The organism is Burkholderia sp. BCC1977 (genome assembly GCF_905339595.1).
In the GTDB taxonomy this organism is placed as follows: domain Bacteria; phylum Pseudomonadota; class Gammaproteobacteria; order Burkholderiales; family Burkholderiaceae; genus Burkholderia.
Window position 1 is genome coordinate 46,853 of sequence record NZ_CAJPGQ010000008.1, and the last position, 15,136, is coordinate 61,988.

The following is a 15,136-nucleotide window of genomic DNA, read 5'->3' on the forward strand; positions in this document are numbered from 1 at the left end:
ATGCGCGCGATGCGGGGAAGGGATCGTTGCATGAACACGCATCGGAGTCCGGATGAAGCGGAGCCGGATCGTGTCTCGTGTTCCTTCCTTCACGCGCGCAGCCGCGCTTGCCGGCGCATGCTAGGCCCGCCGCGCGCCCGCCACCCGTGCAAGTGCGCCGATCGCATCGCTGACCAGCACCGCGAGCAGCCCGACGATCACGCCGCCCTGCAGCACGAACGCGGTGTTCGACGTCTGCAGGCCCGCGATGATCACGTCGCCGAGCCCGCGCGCGGCGACCGTCGACCCGATCGTCGCGGTGCCGAGATTGATCACGACCGCGAGCCGGATGCCGTTTACGATCACCGGCAACGCGAGCGGCAGCTCGACCGACACCAGTTGCTGCCAGCCGCTCATCCCCATTCCGCGCGCGGCGTCGACGACGTCGTGCGGCACGTCCTCGAGCCCCGCGATCGTGCTCTCGAAAATCGGCAGGAGCCCGTACAGCACGAGCGCGATCAGCACGGGTTTCAACCCGAAGCCGACGGCCGGCACCGCGAGCGCGAGCACCGCGACCGGCGGGAAGGTCTGGCCGATGTCGACGACGCTGCGCGCGACCGGCAGGAAATCCGCGCCGGCCGGCCGCGTGACGAAGATGCCGGCCGCAACCGCGACGATCGTGCCGATCAGGCTCGACAGCGCGACCGTGCCGAGATGCGCGAGCGTGAGGTCGAGCAGGCTCGCGCGATCGTAGATGACCGGCGCGCCGTTGTCGGCGAACGGCGCGAAGAGGCCTTGCAGCCACATCGGACGTACCAGCAGGACGAGCAGCAACGCGAGTGCCGCTACACGCGCCGCGACCGCGGGAAGGGCGCGGGGACGAGCCAAGCGCGATGACCGCGCGCCGTGCGTTGCATCCGGTGTCGTCATGCGGGCTTCCTCGCATGCGCGCGGATCGCATCGAGCGTGATGCGCCGCGCGTTGTGTCCGTTGCGGCCGCCGCCATCGTCGACGGGCAGCGCATCGGCACCGCGCCACAGCAGTTCGGACACCGCATCGCGCAGCGTGCGCGTCGCGGCGATCGGTTCGCCGTCGGCGTGACCGGGTTCGGCCACCGCGTCGATCGGCGTCAGCGCGAGCAGGCGCAGCGGCCGGTCGACGCCGGCGACGAGCTGCTCGACGACCCCCGCCGCCGGCTTGCCGAGAATCTCGGCCGGCGACGCGACCTGCAGCAGCCGTCCGCCGTCCATCACCGCGATCGTGTCGCCGAGCTTCAGCGCTTCCTCGATATCGTGCGTGACGATCACGACCGTGATGCCGAGCCGGCGCTGCAGTGCGTACAGATCGTCCTGCGCCTTGTTGCGAATGATCGGATCGAGCGCGCCGAACGGCTCGTCCATCAGCAGCATCGCGGGCTCGGCCGCGAGCGCGCGCGCGACGCCGACGCGCTGCTGCTGGCCGCCCGACAGTTCGTGCGGCAGCTTGTCGGCGAATTCGGCGGGCGCGAGGTGAAACAGGTCGAGCAGTTCGCGCACGCGCGCGTCGATGCGCTCGGCCGGCCAGCCGAGCAGGCGCGGTACGGTCGCGATATTGCGCGCGACGCTCCAGTGCGGGAACAGGCCGTGCCCCTGGATCACGTAGCCGATGCGCCGCCGCAGCTGCTCGGGCGGCACGCTCGCGGTGTCGACGCCGTCGATGCGGATCGTGCCGCCGGTCGGTGCGATCAGCCGGTTGATCATCCGCAGCAGCGTCGACTTGCCGCTGCCCGATGCGCCGACGAGCGCGGTGATCGTGCCTTGCTTCATCGTCATCGAAACGTCGTCGACGGCGACGACGTCGCCGAAGCGTTTGCCGATGCGTTCGATCTCGATCATGCGGTACGTCCCTTCGCGAGCGTGGTAGCGGCTTCGAACACGACGGCGGCCGCCAGCGCGAGCGCGATCGTCGGGATCGCGCCGAGCAGCACGAGATCGGCGGCCGATTGCCCGATCCCCTGGAAGATGAAGGTGCCGAACCCGCCGCCGCCGATCAGCGCGGCGACCGCGGTCAGGCCGATGTTCTGCACGAGCACGATGCGCACGCCGCTCAGGATCACCGGCAGCGCGAGCGCGAGATCGACGCGCAGCAGCCGTTGCGCGCGTGTCATGCCCATCGCGCGCGCCGCTTCGGTCACGTGCGCCGGCACCTGCTCGAGCCCGACCACGACGCTCGACGCGATCGGCAGCAGCGAGTAGAGAAACAGCGCGAGCACGGCCGGCGCGACGCCGATCCCGCGGATGCCGAGCGCAGCCGCGAGCGGAACGTGCGCGGCGAGCAGGCCGAGCGGCGCCATCATCAGCCCGTACATCGCGATGCTCGGGATCGTCTGCACGATATTGAGCACCGGCATCACGACGGTGCGCACGGGTGCGACCCGCGCGCACGCGATGCCGAGCGGCAGGCCCGCGACGAGCGCGGCCGCGACCGAACCGCCCGCAAGCGACACGTGCCGGATTGCCTCGCGCCAGAAGTCGTCGCCGCGCACCGCGTATTCGCGCATCACGGACAGGCCGTCCCACCAGCCGCTCGCGAGCGGCAGCGAAATCGCCGCGATCGCGACGACCAGCGCGGCGAGGCGCCGCCACGGGCCGAATGCGAGCCGCGCGAGCGCGTCCGCGACGAGCACGGCCCATGCGAACAGCAACAGCCAGACGCCTGCCGCGGGCGATACGCGTGCGAGCATGTCGTCCGGCGCGACGACGTGCGTCGCGGCGGCGCCGACGGCATACGCGAGCGTCGCGAGCCACGTGCAGCCGGCCGCGAGCCGCCATCCGGGACGGCTCGTCGTCATCGCCCACAGCGCGCCGACGCTCCACAGCGCGACGAGCGCGGCACCGTACATGGCAGGCAGCGCGGCGAATACCGACAGCCCCGTGCCGGCCGCGATGCGGTTCGGCCGCAGCACCATGAACGGCATGCCGAACACCGCGACGATCGTCAGGATACCGATCAGGATGCCGACCTTGTCGAGCGTGATGCGTCGCGCGGACGCCGCCGCGCGACCCGTCACTTAACGAAGCCCTTCGTCTTCAGGTAGCTTTTGGCCACGCCGGCTGCCGGCTCGCCGTTGATCTGGATGCGCGCGTTCAGCGCCTGCAGCGTCTTCAGGTCGAGGCTCGCGAACACGGGTTTCAGCAGGTCGGCGATTTGCGGATGGGCCTTCAGCGCGGCTTCGCGAATCACCGGCGTCGGCGCATAGACGGGCTGCACGTGCTTGTCGTCGTCGAGCACGACGAGGCCGCTCGATGCGATGCCGCCGTCGGTGCCGTACACCATCGCCGCGTTCACGCCGTCGGTCTGGTTCGCGGCGGCCTTGATCGTCGCGGCCGTGTCGCCGCCCGACAGCACGACGAGCTGGTCGGGTTTCAGCTTGAAGCCGTACGCCTTCTCGAACGACGGCAGCGCGGATGCGCTGTTCACGAACTCGGCCGACGCCGCGAGCTTCAGCTTGCCGCCGCCCGCGATCCATTTGCCGAAATCGGAGAAGGTCTTCAGGTGCTGCGCTTGCGCGACCGGCGCGAGCACGGCAACGCCCCACGTGTTGTTCGCGGGCGCCGGTGCGAGCCAGACGAGATGGTTCGCCGCATAGTCGAGCTTCTTCGCGGTGTCGTAGCCCTGGCTCGCGTTCTTCCACACGGGATCGTCGGCCTTGTTGAAGAAGAACGCCGCGTTGCCCGTGTATTCGGGGTAGATGTCGATCTCGCCGCTCGTGAGCGCCTTGCGCACGATCGGCGTCGTGCCGAGCGCGATCTTTTCGGTGACGGGGATGCCGTGGGCCTTCAGCACCTGTGCGATGACGTTGCCGAGCAGGTTGCCTTCGGTGTCGATCTTCGACGACACCACGACGGGCGTGTCGGCGTGCGCGCCGGGTGCGACGACTGCGGCGGCGAACGCGAGGCCCAGGAATCGGGCGGGCAGGGCGAGCTTCATCGGGGGCCATTCTCCAGAACGGGGACGTACGCCGAAAGTTACTTGACTGAGTCGGCTTTGGCAAACCGCGTGCGGCGGCACGTCCACAGCATGCGTGGGGGTAACCCGCACGCGTCACGCGCCGTTGTTACACTGGAACGCATTCCCGCCTGCGGACAATTGCTGACATGAAGCCTGAGCTGCTGGTCCTTATCGCGCTGCGCGGCGACGCGCACCGCCAGATCGCCGCGTCGTACGACGTCCACTATGCACCGACTGGCGACGAACGCGTGCGTGCGATCGCCGAACACGGCCGCACGATTCGCGCGGTGTTGACCAACGGCAGCACGGGCCTCACTGCCGCCGAAATCGATCGTCTGCCGCAGCTCACGTTCGTCAGCGCGCTCGGCGCCGGCTACGAGCACATCGACGTCGCGCATGCGAAGGCGCGCGGCATCACCGTGGTGACGGGCGCGGGCACCAACGACGATTGCGTCGCCGATCATGCGTTCGCGCTGCTGCTGGCGGCGGTGCGCAACGTCGTGCAGCTCGATGCGAAGACCCGCGCCGGCGTGTGGCGCGACGCGCTGCAGATGCCGCCGAACGTGTCGGGCAAGAAGCTCGGCATCGTCGGGCTCGGCAAGATTGGCGAGAAATGCGCGCGTCGCGCGGCCGGCTTCGACATCGAGATCGGTTATCACAACCGTTCCGAGAAGGATGTTCCGTATCGCTATTTCGAGCGTGTCGAGGCGCTCGCGCAATGGGCCGATTTCCTGATCGTCGCGACGCCGGGCGGCGCGGGCACGCGCCACCTGATCGATCGCACGGTGCTCGATGCGCTCGGCCCCGGCGGGTTTCTCGTCAACGTGTCGCGCGGCAGTGTTGTCGATACCGCTGCTGTGGCGGACGCGCTGCGCGAACGACGCATCGCGGGTGCGGGGCTCGATGTGTACGAAGGCGAGCCGGAGCCGCCGCGCGCGCTGACGGACCTCGACACGATCGTGCTGACGCCGCACATGGGCGGCTGGTCGCCGGAGGCGCTCGATCGCTCGGTCCAGCAGTTTCTCGACAATGCCGCGCGGCATTTCGCGGGGGAGCCGGTGCTGACGCCGGTGTGAGCGAGGCCGGCGCGGCGCGTGTGCAAGGCATGCAAGGCGCGCCGGCATGACGTCGAGCCGACAGGTACTTATCCTGCTTATCCGCAACCGGCGCGCCAAGACGAGAAAAAATTGCGCGGCGACCGCGAATCGAGAGCCGAAATATCGATCCGGCTGAAAGAATATTTCACGCCATCAAGTCCGGCGATGGGCCGGATGCGTGCCGTTCATGATGGAGGCGATCGATGGATATCGCCGCCGACGACGGCGGCGAGTGCCCGCTGATGATGGGTTCTCGCATCGTCGCGCGGCGCCCGCGGTACGTGTTACGCGGCACCCGGCGCGTGCGCTCGTTCACGATCGCACGCGCATCCCCCGGACCACCGCGCCCGTTTGCGCGGTCCGGGTCAGGACGAAACCAGCGGCACCGTCACCGACGTCCCGGCCGGATCGAGCGCGAGACCCGTGCCCGGCGTCGGCCGCAGCGTCGCCTCGTTGTCGCTCGACATCACGACGAGGCCGAGCTTGTGACCCGCTTCGAGCCGGTAGTCGCGCGGCATGAACGTCAGCTTCAGGTCATACGGCATCCCCGGCAGCACGGGCGCCGAGATCCAGTCCGACACGCGATTGCGCGGATCGGTCCACGCGCGTGTGACGATCGTCGCCGTGCCGTCCGGCGCGCGGTCGACCAGCAGCGCCGTCACGTTCGCGACGCCGGTGAAGGTCAGCCGCACGCGTGCGGTCGCGGTGCCGGACAGGCGCGTCGCGGCCGTGAACGGGGCCGTCTCGAAGCGGCCGCGATGTTCGCCGGTCGTTGCGTTCGCCAGCGTGAGCGCGGGAATCGACGCATCATCGGTGAAGCGCGCGAGCGGGCCGCCGCTCGGCGTCCGCAACAGCGTGCCGGTGCCCGCGCCGTCGCCGCCCGCGAAATACGCGACCGGCGTGGCGCGCCGCGCGGCCCAGTCGGCTTCCTTCAGCAGCGTGCCGTCGGCCTGCGCGACCACCGCGCGCGGATCGCGTTCGACGCCGTTGTCGACGCCGATCAGGTAGCGCGTGAACCAGCGGTTCACCTCGGCGGTCCACGCGTCGGCCATCGCCGGTACGCGGGTCGGGTCGGTGTGCTTCAGGCGATGCAGCCACAGTTGCGTCGGCACGCCCTGGCGTCGCATCGCGAGATACCACGACGTCGACTGGTCGACGCGCACGTTGTCGTCGGTCAGCCCCTGCGCGACGAGTGCCGGCGCGACCGCGTGCGCGGTCGGGATGTCGCGCGCGGCCCAGAACGGCGAATAGTTGCCCGTCTTGCGGTCTTCCTGCTGCAGCGCTTCGTCGATCAGGTGCGTGCAGCGTTCCGGATGCGCATTCGTCAGCAGCGCCTTGATATAGACGTCGACGTCCTCGCCCTGATAGCCCTCCGGCGCGCGCACGAGCCCGCCCGAGCGGTAGTAGCCGTACATGTTCGACAGCCCGGCGATCGGCACGATCGCGTCGAGCCCGCGCGTGCGCAGGCTCGCGACCATCTTCGGCAGCGTGCCGTCGTACGACACGCCGTACATGCCGACGTGGCCCGTCGACCAGTTCGCGACGACCGGCTTGCCGCTCGCATCCTTCGCGGTCGCATCGCGGCCGAGCCAGCGGATCACCGACGCCATCGCGACGGATTCGTCGCGCGTGAGGATCGTCGGGCAGCCGTCGGAACCGGCGGTGCCGAGCGAATCCGCATAGACGATCGTGAAGCCGCGCGGCACGAAGTAGCCTTCGATCCATGAACGGCCGGCAGCGGCCGCCTCGACCTGCTGCAGCATCCGGACTTGCGGCACGGCGGCCATGATCCGCGTGGACGCGCCGCCGGGGGCGGCCGCCGTCGCGGCGGGATGCGGCGAGCCGTCGAGTTCGACGTCGACGTCGTGGTTGGGGCTGTCGGCAAGCCCCGCGTAGTACGGGCTCGCGAGCACGATGACCGGCGTGCGTGCGCCGTTGGCGGTTTCGGACGGACGCACGATGCGCACGTGAATGCGGTCGCGCGTACCGTCGCCGTCGGAGTCGACCGGCGTGTCGACCCACGCGTTTTCCTCGATCGTGCCGCCCGACAGCGACGGCTGTACCTGGCCGTTGCTGATCACCGGCTGATAGCGTCCGCCGTTGGCCGGATTCGCGTACGGAACGCCGGACGGCGAGACGCGTCCTTGCGCGTCGTCGCCCTGTTGATCCTGATTTTGACCTTGACTCTGCGCGAGCGCGGACACGCCCGCCACGCTGCCGCCGTCGTCACCGCCGCACGCGGCGAGCGTCACGGCTGCCACGAGCGCGGGTAGCCATGCGCGACGCGATCCTCTGAAATGAATTTGCATTGCCGACCTCGTTCTTTTGATTGTGTATGGACGACCGGTCCGCGAAACGCCCCCTGCGGGCCGGGCCGATTACTGCATGCGACGAAGAGGAAACTGCACCATCGGGAAAACGCCGGGCGCGACCCCGGCCGGAAAGCGGCGGCAGCGCACTGCAAGTCATGAAGGACTGCAAATCAAATGTGCGCATGCCGCGCGTCCTTCCAGATGAAACGGAACGACATCATTCGATGAGACGGGGATGTTGCGAGCTGCGGTGCTGCGCTGCGGAAAAACACGACGCGACGCGCGTGCGGCGACGGAGTGAAACGGATCGGCGGTTTCGGCCGCGCCGCGCATCGTGATGGCTTGCCGGTTCGCGTTTGCTTTCCGGAAGCTTGCGCAAAAGTTATCTCAGTGAAAACGGCGTGTCAAACTTTTTTAACCACAGGTAAAAAAATTTTGAAACGATGCCGAGGCGTCGCGCGTGGTGCGATGGCGTCGCGCATGTTCGGCGGCACGCCGACCATCGCTTCGTGCCGCATCGCCCCATGCAAAACGGGCGGTGACGAATCGTATTCGCCACCGCCCGCCCGCGGGGTGCTTTCAGTCTTCCTTCCATGCATGAACGCCTGCGCGCCGTCATCCGTCGTCGGCCTTCGCCTGCAGATCCTTCAATCCCTGAATCACGACCAGCAGCGCGCGCCCGTGCTCGTCGGAGCCGTCCCAGGCGTCGACGATCGCGTCGCGCAGCAGGTCGTTGTAGCGGCGGCGCGCCGGGCCGGTATCGACGCCGTAGAAACTGCATAGCTTGTTGAATGGCACGCTGCGCCGCAGCCGATGCCCGTTCGACAGCCGCAGGCGCGACACGGTCGGCTGGCTGACGCCGGAAAGTCGCGCTATTTCGCTGGACGAGCGCGTGTCCGCCATCAGGCGGCGTAACAGGTCTTGTACAGGAAAATCGTGATCCGGGGCTTCCATGCGATGCATTATACCTATACAGTTACGGTTGTTGAATGGGCTTGCTGTCACCAGCGAGGCTGTATCCCGAGAAAGTTGATGACACTGAAACACCTCCCTCCCACGTTCTGCTGGACGAAGATCGGTACCGAGTCCGGCGAGGAACTGCCGACCGTCGTGCTCCGCAAGGAATGGGAGCGCCGGCTCGGAGGCGGGCGTTTTCTGTGGGGCATCAACCAGCCGCTCGGCAGCGGCGCGCAAGTCGCCGCGCATCGCACGGGCTCGCTGCTCGCGCTGTTTTCGCCGGTCGCGTCGCGCCCGCGGCCGGGCGAGCGCAAGCGCGAGGACGCGCTGCTGTGGAATGCCTGGGTCGACGCAAGCGGCCAGGTGCGGCCGCTGCCGCCGCACACGTTCATCGCGAGCCGTTCGACGCTGCCGTCGGGCCGGCGTCGCGAGCAGCACTACGCGCTCGTCTGCGCATCGTCCACCGCGCTGACGGTCGGCACGCAACTGCGCGTGTTCCCCGATCACCTGCGCAGCGTGAGCACGGGCAAGCCGCTCGGCGTCGCGCAGGGCGCGGCCGTGGTCGACTGCCTCGGGCGCGCGAAGGAACAAACCGGCAAGAGCTATCCGCTCGCGCTGTCGGTCGAACTCGAGGCGCCGTATTTCGTGCGGCTCGCGCAGCCGTGCGTGCTGAAGGCGCGCGATCTCGCCGAGGTGAACAAGGCGACGCGCGCCGGCGATTTCGATCGCTTCGTCGAGCTGGTCGCGCGCTTGCGCGGCCGTTCGCCGACGGATGCCGTGCGCGGCGTCACGCGCGACCTGTTCGACGTGCCGCCGATCGAGACGGCGGCTGCCTACGTCGCGCCCGCGCATGTCGCGCGGCTGCGCAGCCGGCCCGCGGCCGAACATCCGCGCGAGCCCACCGGCGATCTGTTCGATCTGTCGCCCGGCGAAGCGGCCGCATTCGCCGGTCTCGCGCATCCGCGCATCGGGCGCGCATGACGTTCGCGCCGCCGATGCGCGGCGCGTGACGAGCGGCAGGGCAGCTGAATGCGCGTGCAACGACACGCATGAGTGTGGCCGCCGTCGCGGCGCGCGGAAGAATTTGTTGCAATCTCGCCGTAGCGGATCGGCGAGCGCGGAGCGACAATCGCCACGAAGCGTGCCGCGCGGTGGCCGTGCGTCGACAGGCGGCTTGCCGTCGTTCACGCCGCCGACATGCACACCACGCACACTGGGCGTCGGCCTGCTTCACACAGCAACCCTGAGGGAGAAGTGTCGATGTCGACCCACATCTGTTCGCGGGAAGCCCGGGCCGCGCAACGCTTCGTCGAAGCGACGCGCAACGTCGATCAGGCGTTTCGCGCCGTGCGCGGCGAGAGCGACGACGACATCTCGTCGGCCGAATATGCACTTGCGATGTCGCGCCTCGATCGCGCGCTCGACGAACTGGCGCGTGCGCAGGAGTTTTTCGATCGCGTGGTGAGTGCCGACGCGGCGCACGGCAACTGAATTCGCGGCTTCTGCGTTCGCTTCCGCCGCTGTCGTCCTCTGTTTTTCGTTATTGTTTTTCGCCGTGTCACCGTGCCGACGACATACCCGCTTGTCGGACGATAGCGTCCGGCATGCCAGTCGTTCATCCTCCGCCAACCCGCCATCGCACGCGTCGCATCGTGCCGGCAGGCAGCGTGTATCCCGCTTCAGCCGACGAACATCACACCTTCCGCCCTTCGACCGGATAGCCGGGATCCGTATAACCGTGCGTCGACGCATGCCCCGGCGGCACCAGCGAATCGACGAAGCGTTCGTCGTCGGGGCCGAGTTCGAGCGTCAGCGCGTCGATGTAGCTGTCCCAGTGCGCCTCGGTGCGCGGGCCGGCGATCGTCGAGCTGACGATCCGGTTCTTCATCACCCACGCGAGCGCGAACGCGACCGAAGTCGTGCCGCGCGCGGCCGCGTGCTCGGCCACCTGCCGCGCGATGTGCAGCGACTCGGGCCGCCATTCCGTCTGCTGGATACGCCGGTCGCCGCGGCCCGCGCGCGAATCGGCGGGCGGCTGCGCGCCCGGCGCGTACTTGCCGGTCAGCACGCCGCGCGCGAGCGGGCTGTACGGGACGACGCCGATGCCGTAATGCGCGGCCGCCGGCAGTTGTTCGACTTCGGCCGTGCGATCGACGAGGTTGTACAGCGGTTCGCTCGCCACCGGACGATCGATGCCGAGCTGGTCGGCGAGGCGCACGATTTCGGCGATGCGCCAGCCCTTGAAGTTCGACAGCCCGACGTAGCGCACCTTGCCTTGCCGGATCAGGTCGGCCACCGCGCGCATCCCTTCGTCGAGCGGCGCATCGGTCAGCGTGCGATGGAAATACAGGATGTCGAGGTAATCGGTGCCGAGCCGTTTCAGGCTCGCGTCGACCGATGCGTAGATCCATTTGCGCGACTGGCCCTGACAGTTCGGCCCCGCGTCCGGTCCGGCCGGAAAGCCGAACTTCGTCGCGACGACCCAGCTGTCGCGATGCCGCGCGATCGCACGGCCGACGATTTCTTCCGAGCGTCCGGCGTGATACACGTCGGCCGTGTCGATGAAGTTGATGCCCTGGTCGAATGCCTTGTCGATGATGCGTGTCGACGTCGCTTCGTCGGTTTCGCCGCCGAACATCATCGCGCCGAGACACAGCGGCGACACTTTCAGCGCACTGCGCCCGAGATAGCGGTAATCCATGGTGAGGCTCCATGCGGGCGAGCGCCCGCGTCGGTTGAAGTCGGTCGAGTGAACGTGCCGGTCGGATGCGGCGTTCACACGCCCGCTTCGTCGAACACGCGCTTCGCGATCGGCAGCGCCGAGCTGGCGGTCGGCCAGCCCGAATAGAACGCGAGATGCGTGATCGCTTCGATCAGCTCGTCGCGCGTGATGCCGTTGTCGAGCGCCTTCTTCAGATGGAACGGCAGTTCGTTCACGCGATACAGCGCGACGAGGCTCGCGACCGTGATCAGGCTGCGATCGCGCGGCGACAGGCCGGGGCGCTGCCACACGTCGCCGAACAGCACGTTGTCGGTGTAGTCGGCGAGGGCTGGCGCGATCGCGCCGAAGGCCTGGCGCGCGGCGGAAGTCGGTTCGGACATCGAGGGCTCCGGAGGACGTGGAAGACATCGACGATGGTAGCCACCGACGCGCTTATCGATAATCCCCAGGAATGCGCATGCACTTATCGATCCGGTTCATGAATGGCCGGGATGGCGCAGCGCGTCGACGATCAGCGCGAAGGCGCGCGACGATTGCCGCCGGCTCGCGTAGTACAGGTGGTGGCCGGGAAACGTCGGACACCAGTCGTCGAGCACGCTGACGAGCCTGCCGGCGGCGACGTGCGGCGCCGCGAGTTCGGCCGGCACGTAGGCCAGGCCGTAGCCGGCGAGCGCCGCGTCGAGCATTTCGTAGGTGCCGTTGAACGTGACCTGGCCGTCGACACGCACCTGCAGCGTGTCGTCGCCGCGCGCGAGTTCCCACGCGTACAGCGCGCCGTGCGTCGGCAGGCGCAGGTTGATGCAGTCGTGCGCGACGAGATCCTGCGGCGTCGCGGGCCGCTCGCGTTCCGCGAAATACGCGGGCGCGCCGACGATCGCCATTTTCAGGTCGGGCGAGATGCGGACCGCGATCATGTCCTTCGCGACCTGGTCGCCGAGCCGCACGCCGATGTCGAAGCGTTCCGCGACGATGTCGGACAGCCCGTAGTCGGTGACGAACTCGACCTTCAGGTCGCGGTAGTCGCGCAGGATCGGCGCGAGTTTCGGCCACAGCAGCGTGCGGATCACGAAGTCGGTCGCGTTGATGCGCACGGTGCCGGCCGGCTTGTCGCGCAGCTCGGCGAGCGCGGACAGCTCGGCCTCGATTTCGTCGAAGCGCGGCGCGAGGTTGAGCAACAGGCGCTCGCCGGCTTCGGTCGGCGCCACGCTGCGCGTCGTGCGGGTGAGCAGCCGCACGCCGAGACGTGTCTCGAGCGAGCGGATCGTATGGCTGAGGGCGGATTGCGACACGCCGAGCCGGGCGGCCGCGCGTGTGAAGCTGCGCTCGCGCGCGACGGCGATGAAGGCGAGCAGGTCCGCAAAGTTGTCGCGCGGCATGGTGGAAGTCGGATGGTCGATGCCTGCGCATCCTACCATCGGGCCCGCCGTACGATGCGGCGGCGCACGGGCGCGGCGGTGCAGCGTGCGTCAGGTTGCCCGCGTCACGCCGGCCGGATGACGTGCGATGCGAGTGTGCGGATCCTACGCGTAGCCGCCGTGCTGGAACGACGTCGCGAAGAACTGCATCTGGTAGCGGATCGCATGCGCCCAGTAGTCCCACGTGTGACCGCCCGGACGCTCCGCATAGTCGTGCGGCACGCCGAGTGCGACGAGTCGTTGATGCAGCGTGCGGTTCGAGCTGACGAACGAGTCGTCGCGGCCGCAGTCGATCGTCAGGTCGAGATGCGCACGGACGAACGCGCGCGCGCTTTCGACGATGGCGTTGCGGTTCCAGAACGACGGATGGCGGCCGGGATCGCCGAACACGTGGTCGATGCCGGGCTCGTCCTCGCAGCAGCGCGGATCGACCGCGCCGCTGATGCTGCCGACCGCGCCGAACGTGTCGGGCCGGTCGAGCGCGATGCGCAGCGCGCCGAAGCCGCCCATGCTGAGCCCGGTGATCGCGCGCGCGCCTTTCGCCGCGATCGTTCTGAAATGACCGTCGACATAGGACACGACTTCGTCGCCGACGAAAGTTTCGTAGCGGCTGCCCGAGTCGAACGGGCTGTCGATGTACCAGCTTTCGTGTCCGCCGTCGGGCATCACCAGGATCACGTGATAGCGATCGGCCAGCGCGGCGATGCGCGTGTTCGCGGTCCAGTCGGTGTGGTCGCCGCCGGAGCCGTGCAGCAGGTAGACGACCGGAAAGCGTTCGACGGCGCGTTCAGGCCCGTGGTGCAGGCGCGCGTAGTCGTCCGGCAGCACGACGGTCGCCTTCAGCGTCTCGTTCATCGCCATGCTCGGGATCGCGACGACCCGCGCCTGATAGGCGAGGGCCGGGCCCGCGACGGCGAGCAGCAGCAGTAGCCAGAACGTGCGTACCAGGTTCATGGAGCCTCGCATGTGTCGTTTCCGTTCGGCAGTCGGGCATCGGGAAAACCCTGTATGGCGACTCTAGCAACCGCGCCTTTCAGCCAAATTTCGACGAATCCTACGAGTTGTCAGGTGGCCGGCGCGCCGCCGGGCAGCCGCTCGCGTCACCCGAGACAGCGCGCGAGCGTCTCCCGGAACGCGGCGGGCTGCTCGGCCGGTATCAGGTGTCCGCAGCCGCCGATCGTCTCGAAGCCGGCCGCGCGCGCGAGCGCCCAGTCCGGCACATGCCAGCCCGCGCGCGAGCGTTCGCCCGCGACGAGCCACACCGGATGGCGCTCGAAAACGTCGGAGAGCGCCTGCAGATAACCGGGTTCGCCCGTGGTCGCGACGACCGAGCGTCCCATCGCGCGCAGCGTCGATGCCGGCTGATGCGCGAGCCAGCGGTGCGCGTCGCCGAGCTGGCGCGGCGACGGATCGTCGATCGCGCCGCGCAGCCAGCCGGCCGGATCCCCGCGCAGGCCGTCGAGCATCGCGTCGGCCTGCGCGGGCGACAGGCGGCCGACCGACGCCGACCAGAACGCGTCGTCGAGCGTGAAGTTGCCTTCGAGGTTGACGATCCGGCGCACGCGCGCCGGATGGGCATGGGCGAACAGCATCGCGATCGCGCCGCCGACCGAGTGACCGACGAGATCGACCGGCTGCGTGCCGTAGTGCGTGGCGACGGCCTGCCGCACATGCTCGACCTGCGCGGCAAGCGTGATCGCGTCGACCGGCGCGCCGCGATGGATGCCGTAGCCGAGCAGGTCGGGTGCGAGATGCGGGCCGGGCCATTCGGGCACGTCGAACGTGCCGATGAAACCGTGGATGAAGACGACGGGCGGGGTGGGCTGGCTCATTGGGCGGTCGACGAGGAAAGGGGCGGCAATTCGAGTTCGGCGAGCAGTTCGTCGAGTTCGAGCACGTGCGTGCGATCGTGGTCGAGCAGTTCGCGCACGAGTTCGTCGAGCGACATCCGGCGGATGCCGTCGCGCAATCCGCAACGCGTGAGTTCCGACGGTTGCAGCGCGGCGGCGGTCGCGCACAGCGCGGCGCGCCCGATGCGGAATGCGCCAAGCGCGCGGTCGAGCGGCTGTGCCAGGTAATCGCGCTGCGCGGCCAGCGCCGTGCCGTCGACGGACGCGATCACCGGGTGTTCGTGCGTGCGCACGACCGCGATGCGTTCGGCGAACACCGCGTCGAGGTCGCGCAGGTGGCACGCATGTTCGACGAGCGAGAAGCCCGTGCCGGCGGGGCGGCGCGTGACGAGCGCGGCGGGAATGTGCGCGGCATACGCGGCGATCCGCACCGGCAGTGCGGCCAGTGCCGCGACGACGTCCGGGAACGGCAGCACCTGCGGATACGCGCTGAATACGGCGCCATAGCTGAACAGCGCGCCGGCGATCCGGCCGCGCGCCTGCACGACGTCGTGCCCGTGGCGGCGCATCACGTCGGCGACCATCGCGCCGCAGAACTGCCGGGCGGTCGTATCGGCTTCGATTTCGGGGAATTTGCGCGCGATCTCGTGCTGGATCGCGCCGATCGCGGCGACGCCGACCCGCGACAGCGCCGCGAATTCGACATAGCGCTCGGGCTGCGCGATCAGCGCTTCGAGCTGCGCGCCGAGCGGCGTCGCGCGAAAACGGTCGAAACGGGAATGCATGACGACAAGGCCTCGCCGAGTAACGTGAC

General features: G+C 68.9%; 15 protein-coding genes. 3 read left to right on the forward strand and 12 right to left on the reverse strand.

Features of this window, described 5'->3' with window-relative positions; all coding sequences use genetic code 11:
• Positions 1–120 precede the first annotated feature (120 nt).
• The 4 genes from U5771_RS09350 to U5771_RS09365 are packed head-to-tail and all read right to left on the reverse strand — an operon-like array spanning position 121 to position 3,948.
• The gene (locus tag U5771_RS09350; protein ID WP_322023686.1) at positions 121–909 is read right to left on the reverse strand and encodes an ABC transporter permease; all 789 of its coding nucleotides are present in this window, start codon (positions 907–909) and stop codon (positions 121–123) included.
• On the reverse strand, positions 906–1,853 hold the full coding sequence (locus U5771_RS09355; RefSeq protein ID WP_322023687.1) for an ABC transporter ATP-binding protein: 948 nt from the start codon (positions 1,851–1,853) through the stop codon (positions 906–908). Before U5771_RS09355 ends, U5771_RS09350 begins: the two co-directional genes overlap by 4 nt.
• The gene (locus tag U5771_RS09360; RefSeq protein WP_322023688.1) at positions 1,850–3,028 is read right to left on the reverse strand and encodes an ABC transporter permease; all 1,179 of its coding nucleotides are present in this window, start codon (positions 3,026–3,028) and stop codon (positions 1,850–1,852) included. Before U5771_RS09360 ends, U5771_RS09355 begins: the two co-directional genes overlap by 4 nt.
• Positions 3,025–3,948: an ABC transporter substrate-binding protein gene (locus U5771_RS09365; protein WP_322023689.1), complete on the reverse strand. Its 924-nt coding sequence runs from the start codon at positions 3,946–3,948 to the stop codon at positions 3,025–3,027. Before U5771_RS09365 ends, U5771_RS09360 begins: the two co-directional genes overlap by 4 nt.
• Before the next feature lie 167 nt (positions 3,949–4,115).
• Here U5771_RS09365 and U5771_RS09370 point away from each other — a divergent pair, with 167 nt between their 5' ends.
• On the forward strand, positions 4,116–5,045 hold the full coding sequence (locus tag U5771_RS09370) for a 2-hydroxyacid dehydrogenase (RefSeq protein WP_322023690.1): 930 nt from the start codon (positions 4,116–4,118) through the stop codon (positions 5,043–5,045).
• A gap of 386 nt (positions 5,046–5,431) precedes the next feature.
• Here U5771_RS09370 and U5771_RS09375 read toward each other — a convergent pair whose 3' ends face one another.
• Positions 5,432–7,375, reverse strand: a complete 1,944-nt coding sequence (locus U5771_RS09375) for a Xaa-Pro dipeptidyl-peptidase (RefSeq protein ID WP_322023691.1) — start codon at positions 7,373–7,375, stop codon at positions 5,432–5,434.
• 618 nt (positions 7,376–7,993) lie between these two features.
• Positions 7,994–8,332: a helix-turn-helix transcriptional regulator gene (locus tag U5771_RS09380; protein WP_322023808.1), complete on the reverse strand. Its 339-nt coding sequence runs from the start codon at positions 8,330–8,332 to the stop codon at positions 7,994–7,996.
• Between the two features lie 78 nt (positions 8,333–8,410).
• Between U5771_RS09380 and U5771_RS09385 the strand changes: the two genes are divergently transcribed.
• Together U5771_RS09385 and U5771_RS09390 are read left to right on the forward strand one after the other, a co-directional pair.
• On the forward strand, positions 8,411–9,316 hold the full coding sequence (locus U5771_RS09385; protein ID WP_322023692.1) for a hypothetical protein: 906 nt from the start codon (positions 8,411–8,413) through the stop codon (positions 9,314–9,316).
• 279 nt (positions 9,317–9,595) lie between these two features.
• Entirely contained in the window at positions 9,596–9,826 is a 231-nt protein-coding gene (locus U5771_RS09390; protein ID WP_322023693.1) for a hypothetical protein, read from the forward strand.
• A gap of 202 nt (positions 9,827–10,028) precedes the next feature.
• Here the strand turns inward: U5771_RS09390 and U5771_RS09395 are convergent, their stop codons facing one another.
• The 6 genes from U5771_RS09395 to U5771_RS09420 form a co-directional block, all read right to left on the reverse strand.
• Positions 10,029–11,036 (reverse strand): aldo/keto reductase, encoded by a 1,008-nt coding sequence (locus U5771_RS09395; RefSeq protein WP_322023694.1) that lies wholly within the window; start codon positions 11,034–11,036, stop codon positions 10,029–10,031.
• A 74-nt stretch (positions 11,037–11,110) separates the two neighbouring features.
• Positions 11,111–11,437 (reverse strand): carboxymuconolactone decarboxylase family protein, encoded by a 327-nt coding sequence (locus tag U5771_RS09400; RefSeq protein WP_059466882.1) that lies wholly within the window; start codon positions 11,435–11,437, stop codon positions 11,111–11,113.
• A gap of 96 nt (positions 11,438–11,533) precedes the next feature.
• Positions 11,534–12,433 (reverse strand): LysR family transcriptional regulator, encoded by a 900-nt coding sequence (locus U5771_RS09405; RefSeq protein WP_322023695.1) that lies wholly within the window; start codon positions 12,431–12,433, stop codon positions 11,534–11,536.
• Positions 12,434–12,577: 144 nt separating this feature from the next.
• Positions 12,578–13,426 (reverse strand): alpha/beta hydrolase, encoded by an 849-nt coding sequence (locus tag U5771_RS09410; protein WP_322023809.1) that lies wholly within the window; start codon positions 13,424–13,426, stop codon positions 12,578–12,580.
• Between the two features lie 146 nt (positions 13,427–13,572).
• Complete coding sequence (locus U5771_RS09415; protein ID WP_322023696.1) at positions 13,573–14,304, reverse strand: alpha/beta fold hydrolase; 732 nt, start codon at positions 14,302–14,304, stop codon at positions 13,573–13,575.
• A complete protein-coding gene (locus tag U5771_RS09420; protein ID WP_322023697.1) occupies positions 14,301–15,107 on the reverse strand; it encodes a DinB family protein in 807 nt (268 codons plus the stop codon). Before U5771_RS09420 ends, U5771_RS09415 begins: the two co-directional genes overlap by 4 nt.
• Between the last annotated feature and the right edge of the window lie 29 nt (positions 15,108–15,136).

Coding starts and splice junctions, on each gene's coding strand:
- U5771_RS09365 (WP_322023689.1), bottom strand. CDS start 3,948: ATGAAGCTCGCCCTGCCCGCCCGATTCCTGGGCCTCGCGTTCGCCGCC.
- U5771_RS09370 (WP_322023690.1), top strand. CDS start 4,116: ATGAAGCCTGAGCTGCTGGTCCTTATCGCGCTGCGCGGCGACGCGCAC.
- U5771_RS09400 (WP_059466882.1), bottom strand. CDS start 11,437: ATGTCCGAACCGACTTCCGCCGCGCGCCAGGCCTTCGGCGCGATCGCG.
- U5771_RS09395 (WP_322023694.1), bottom strand. CDS start 11,036: ATGGATTACCGCTATCTCGGGCGCAGTGCGCTGAAAGTGTCGCCGCTG.
- U5771_RS09375 (WP_322023691.1), bottom strand. CDS start 7,375: ATGCAAATTCATTTCAGAGGATCGCGTCGCGCATGGCTACCCGCGCTC.
- U5771_RS09405 (WP_322023695.1), bottom strand. CDS start 12,433: ATGCCGCGCGACAACTTTGCGGACCTGCTCGCCTTCATCGCCGTCGCG.
- U5771_RS09420 (WP_322023697.1), bottom strand. CDS start 15,107: ATGCATTCCCGTTTCGACCGTTTTCGCGCGACGCCGCTCGGCGCGCAG.
- U5771_RS09385 (WP_322023692.1), top strand. CDS start 8,411: ATGACACTGAAACACCTCCCTCCCACGTTCTGCTGGACGAAGATCGGT.
- U5771_RS09380 (WP_322023808.1), bottom strand. CDS start 8,332: ATGGAAGCCCCGGATCACGATTTTCCTGTACAAGACCTGTTACGCCGC.
- U5771_RS09390 (WP_322023693.1), top strand. CDS start 9,596: ATGTCGACCCACATCTGTTCGCGGGAAGCCCGGGCCGCGCAACGCTTC.
- U5771_RS09410 (WP_322023809.1), bottom strand. CDS start 13,426: ATGAACCTGGTACGCACGTTCTGGCTACTGCTGCTGCTCGCCGTCGCG.
- U5771_RS09355 (WP_322023687.1), bottom strand. CDS start 1,853: ATGATCGAGATCGAACGCATCGGCAAACGCTTCGGCGACGTCGTCGCC.
- U5771_RS09415 (WP_322023696.1), bottom strand. CDS start 14,304: ATGAGCCAGCCCACCCCGCCCGTCGTCTTCATCCACGGTTTCATCGGC.
- U5771_RS09350 (WP_322023686.1), bottom strand. CDS start 909: ATGACGACACCGGATGCAACGCACGGCGCGCGGTCATCGCGCTTGGCT.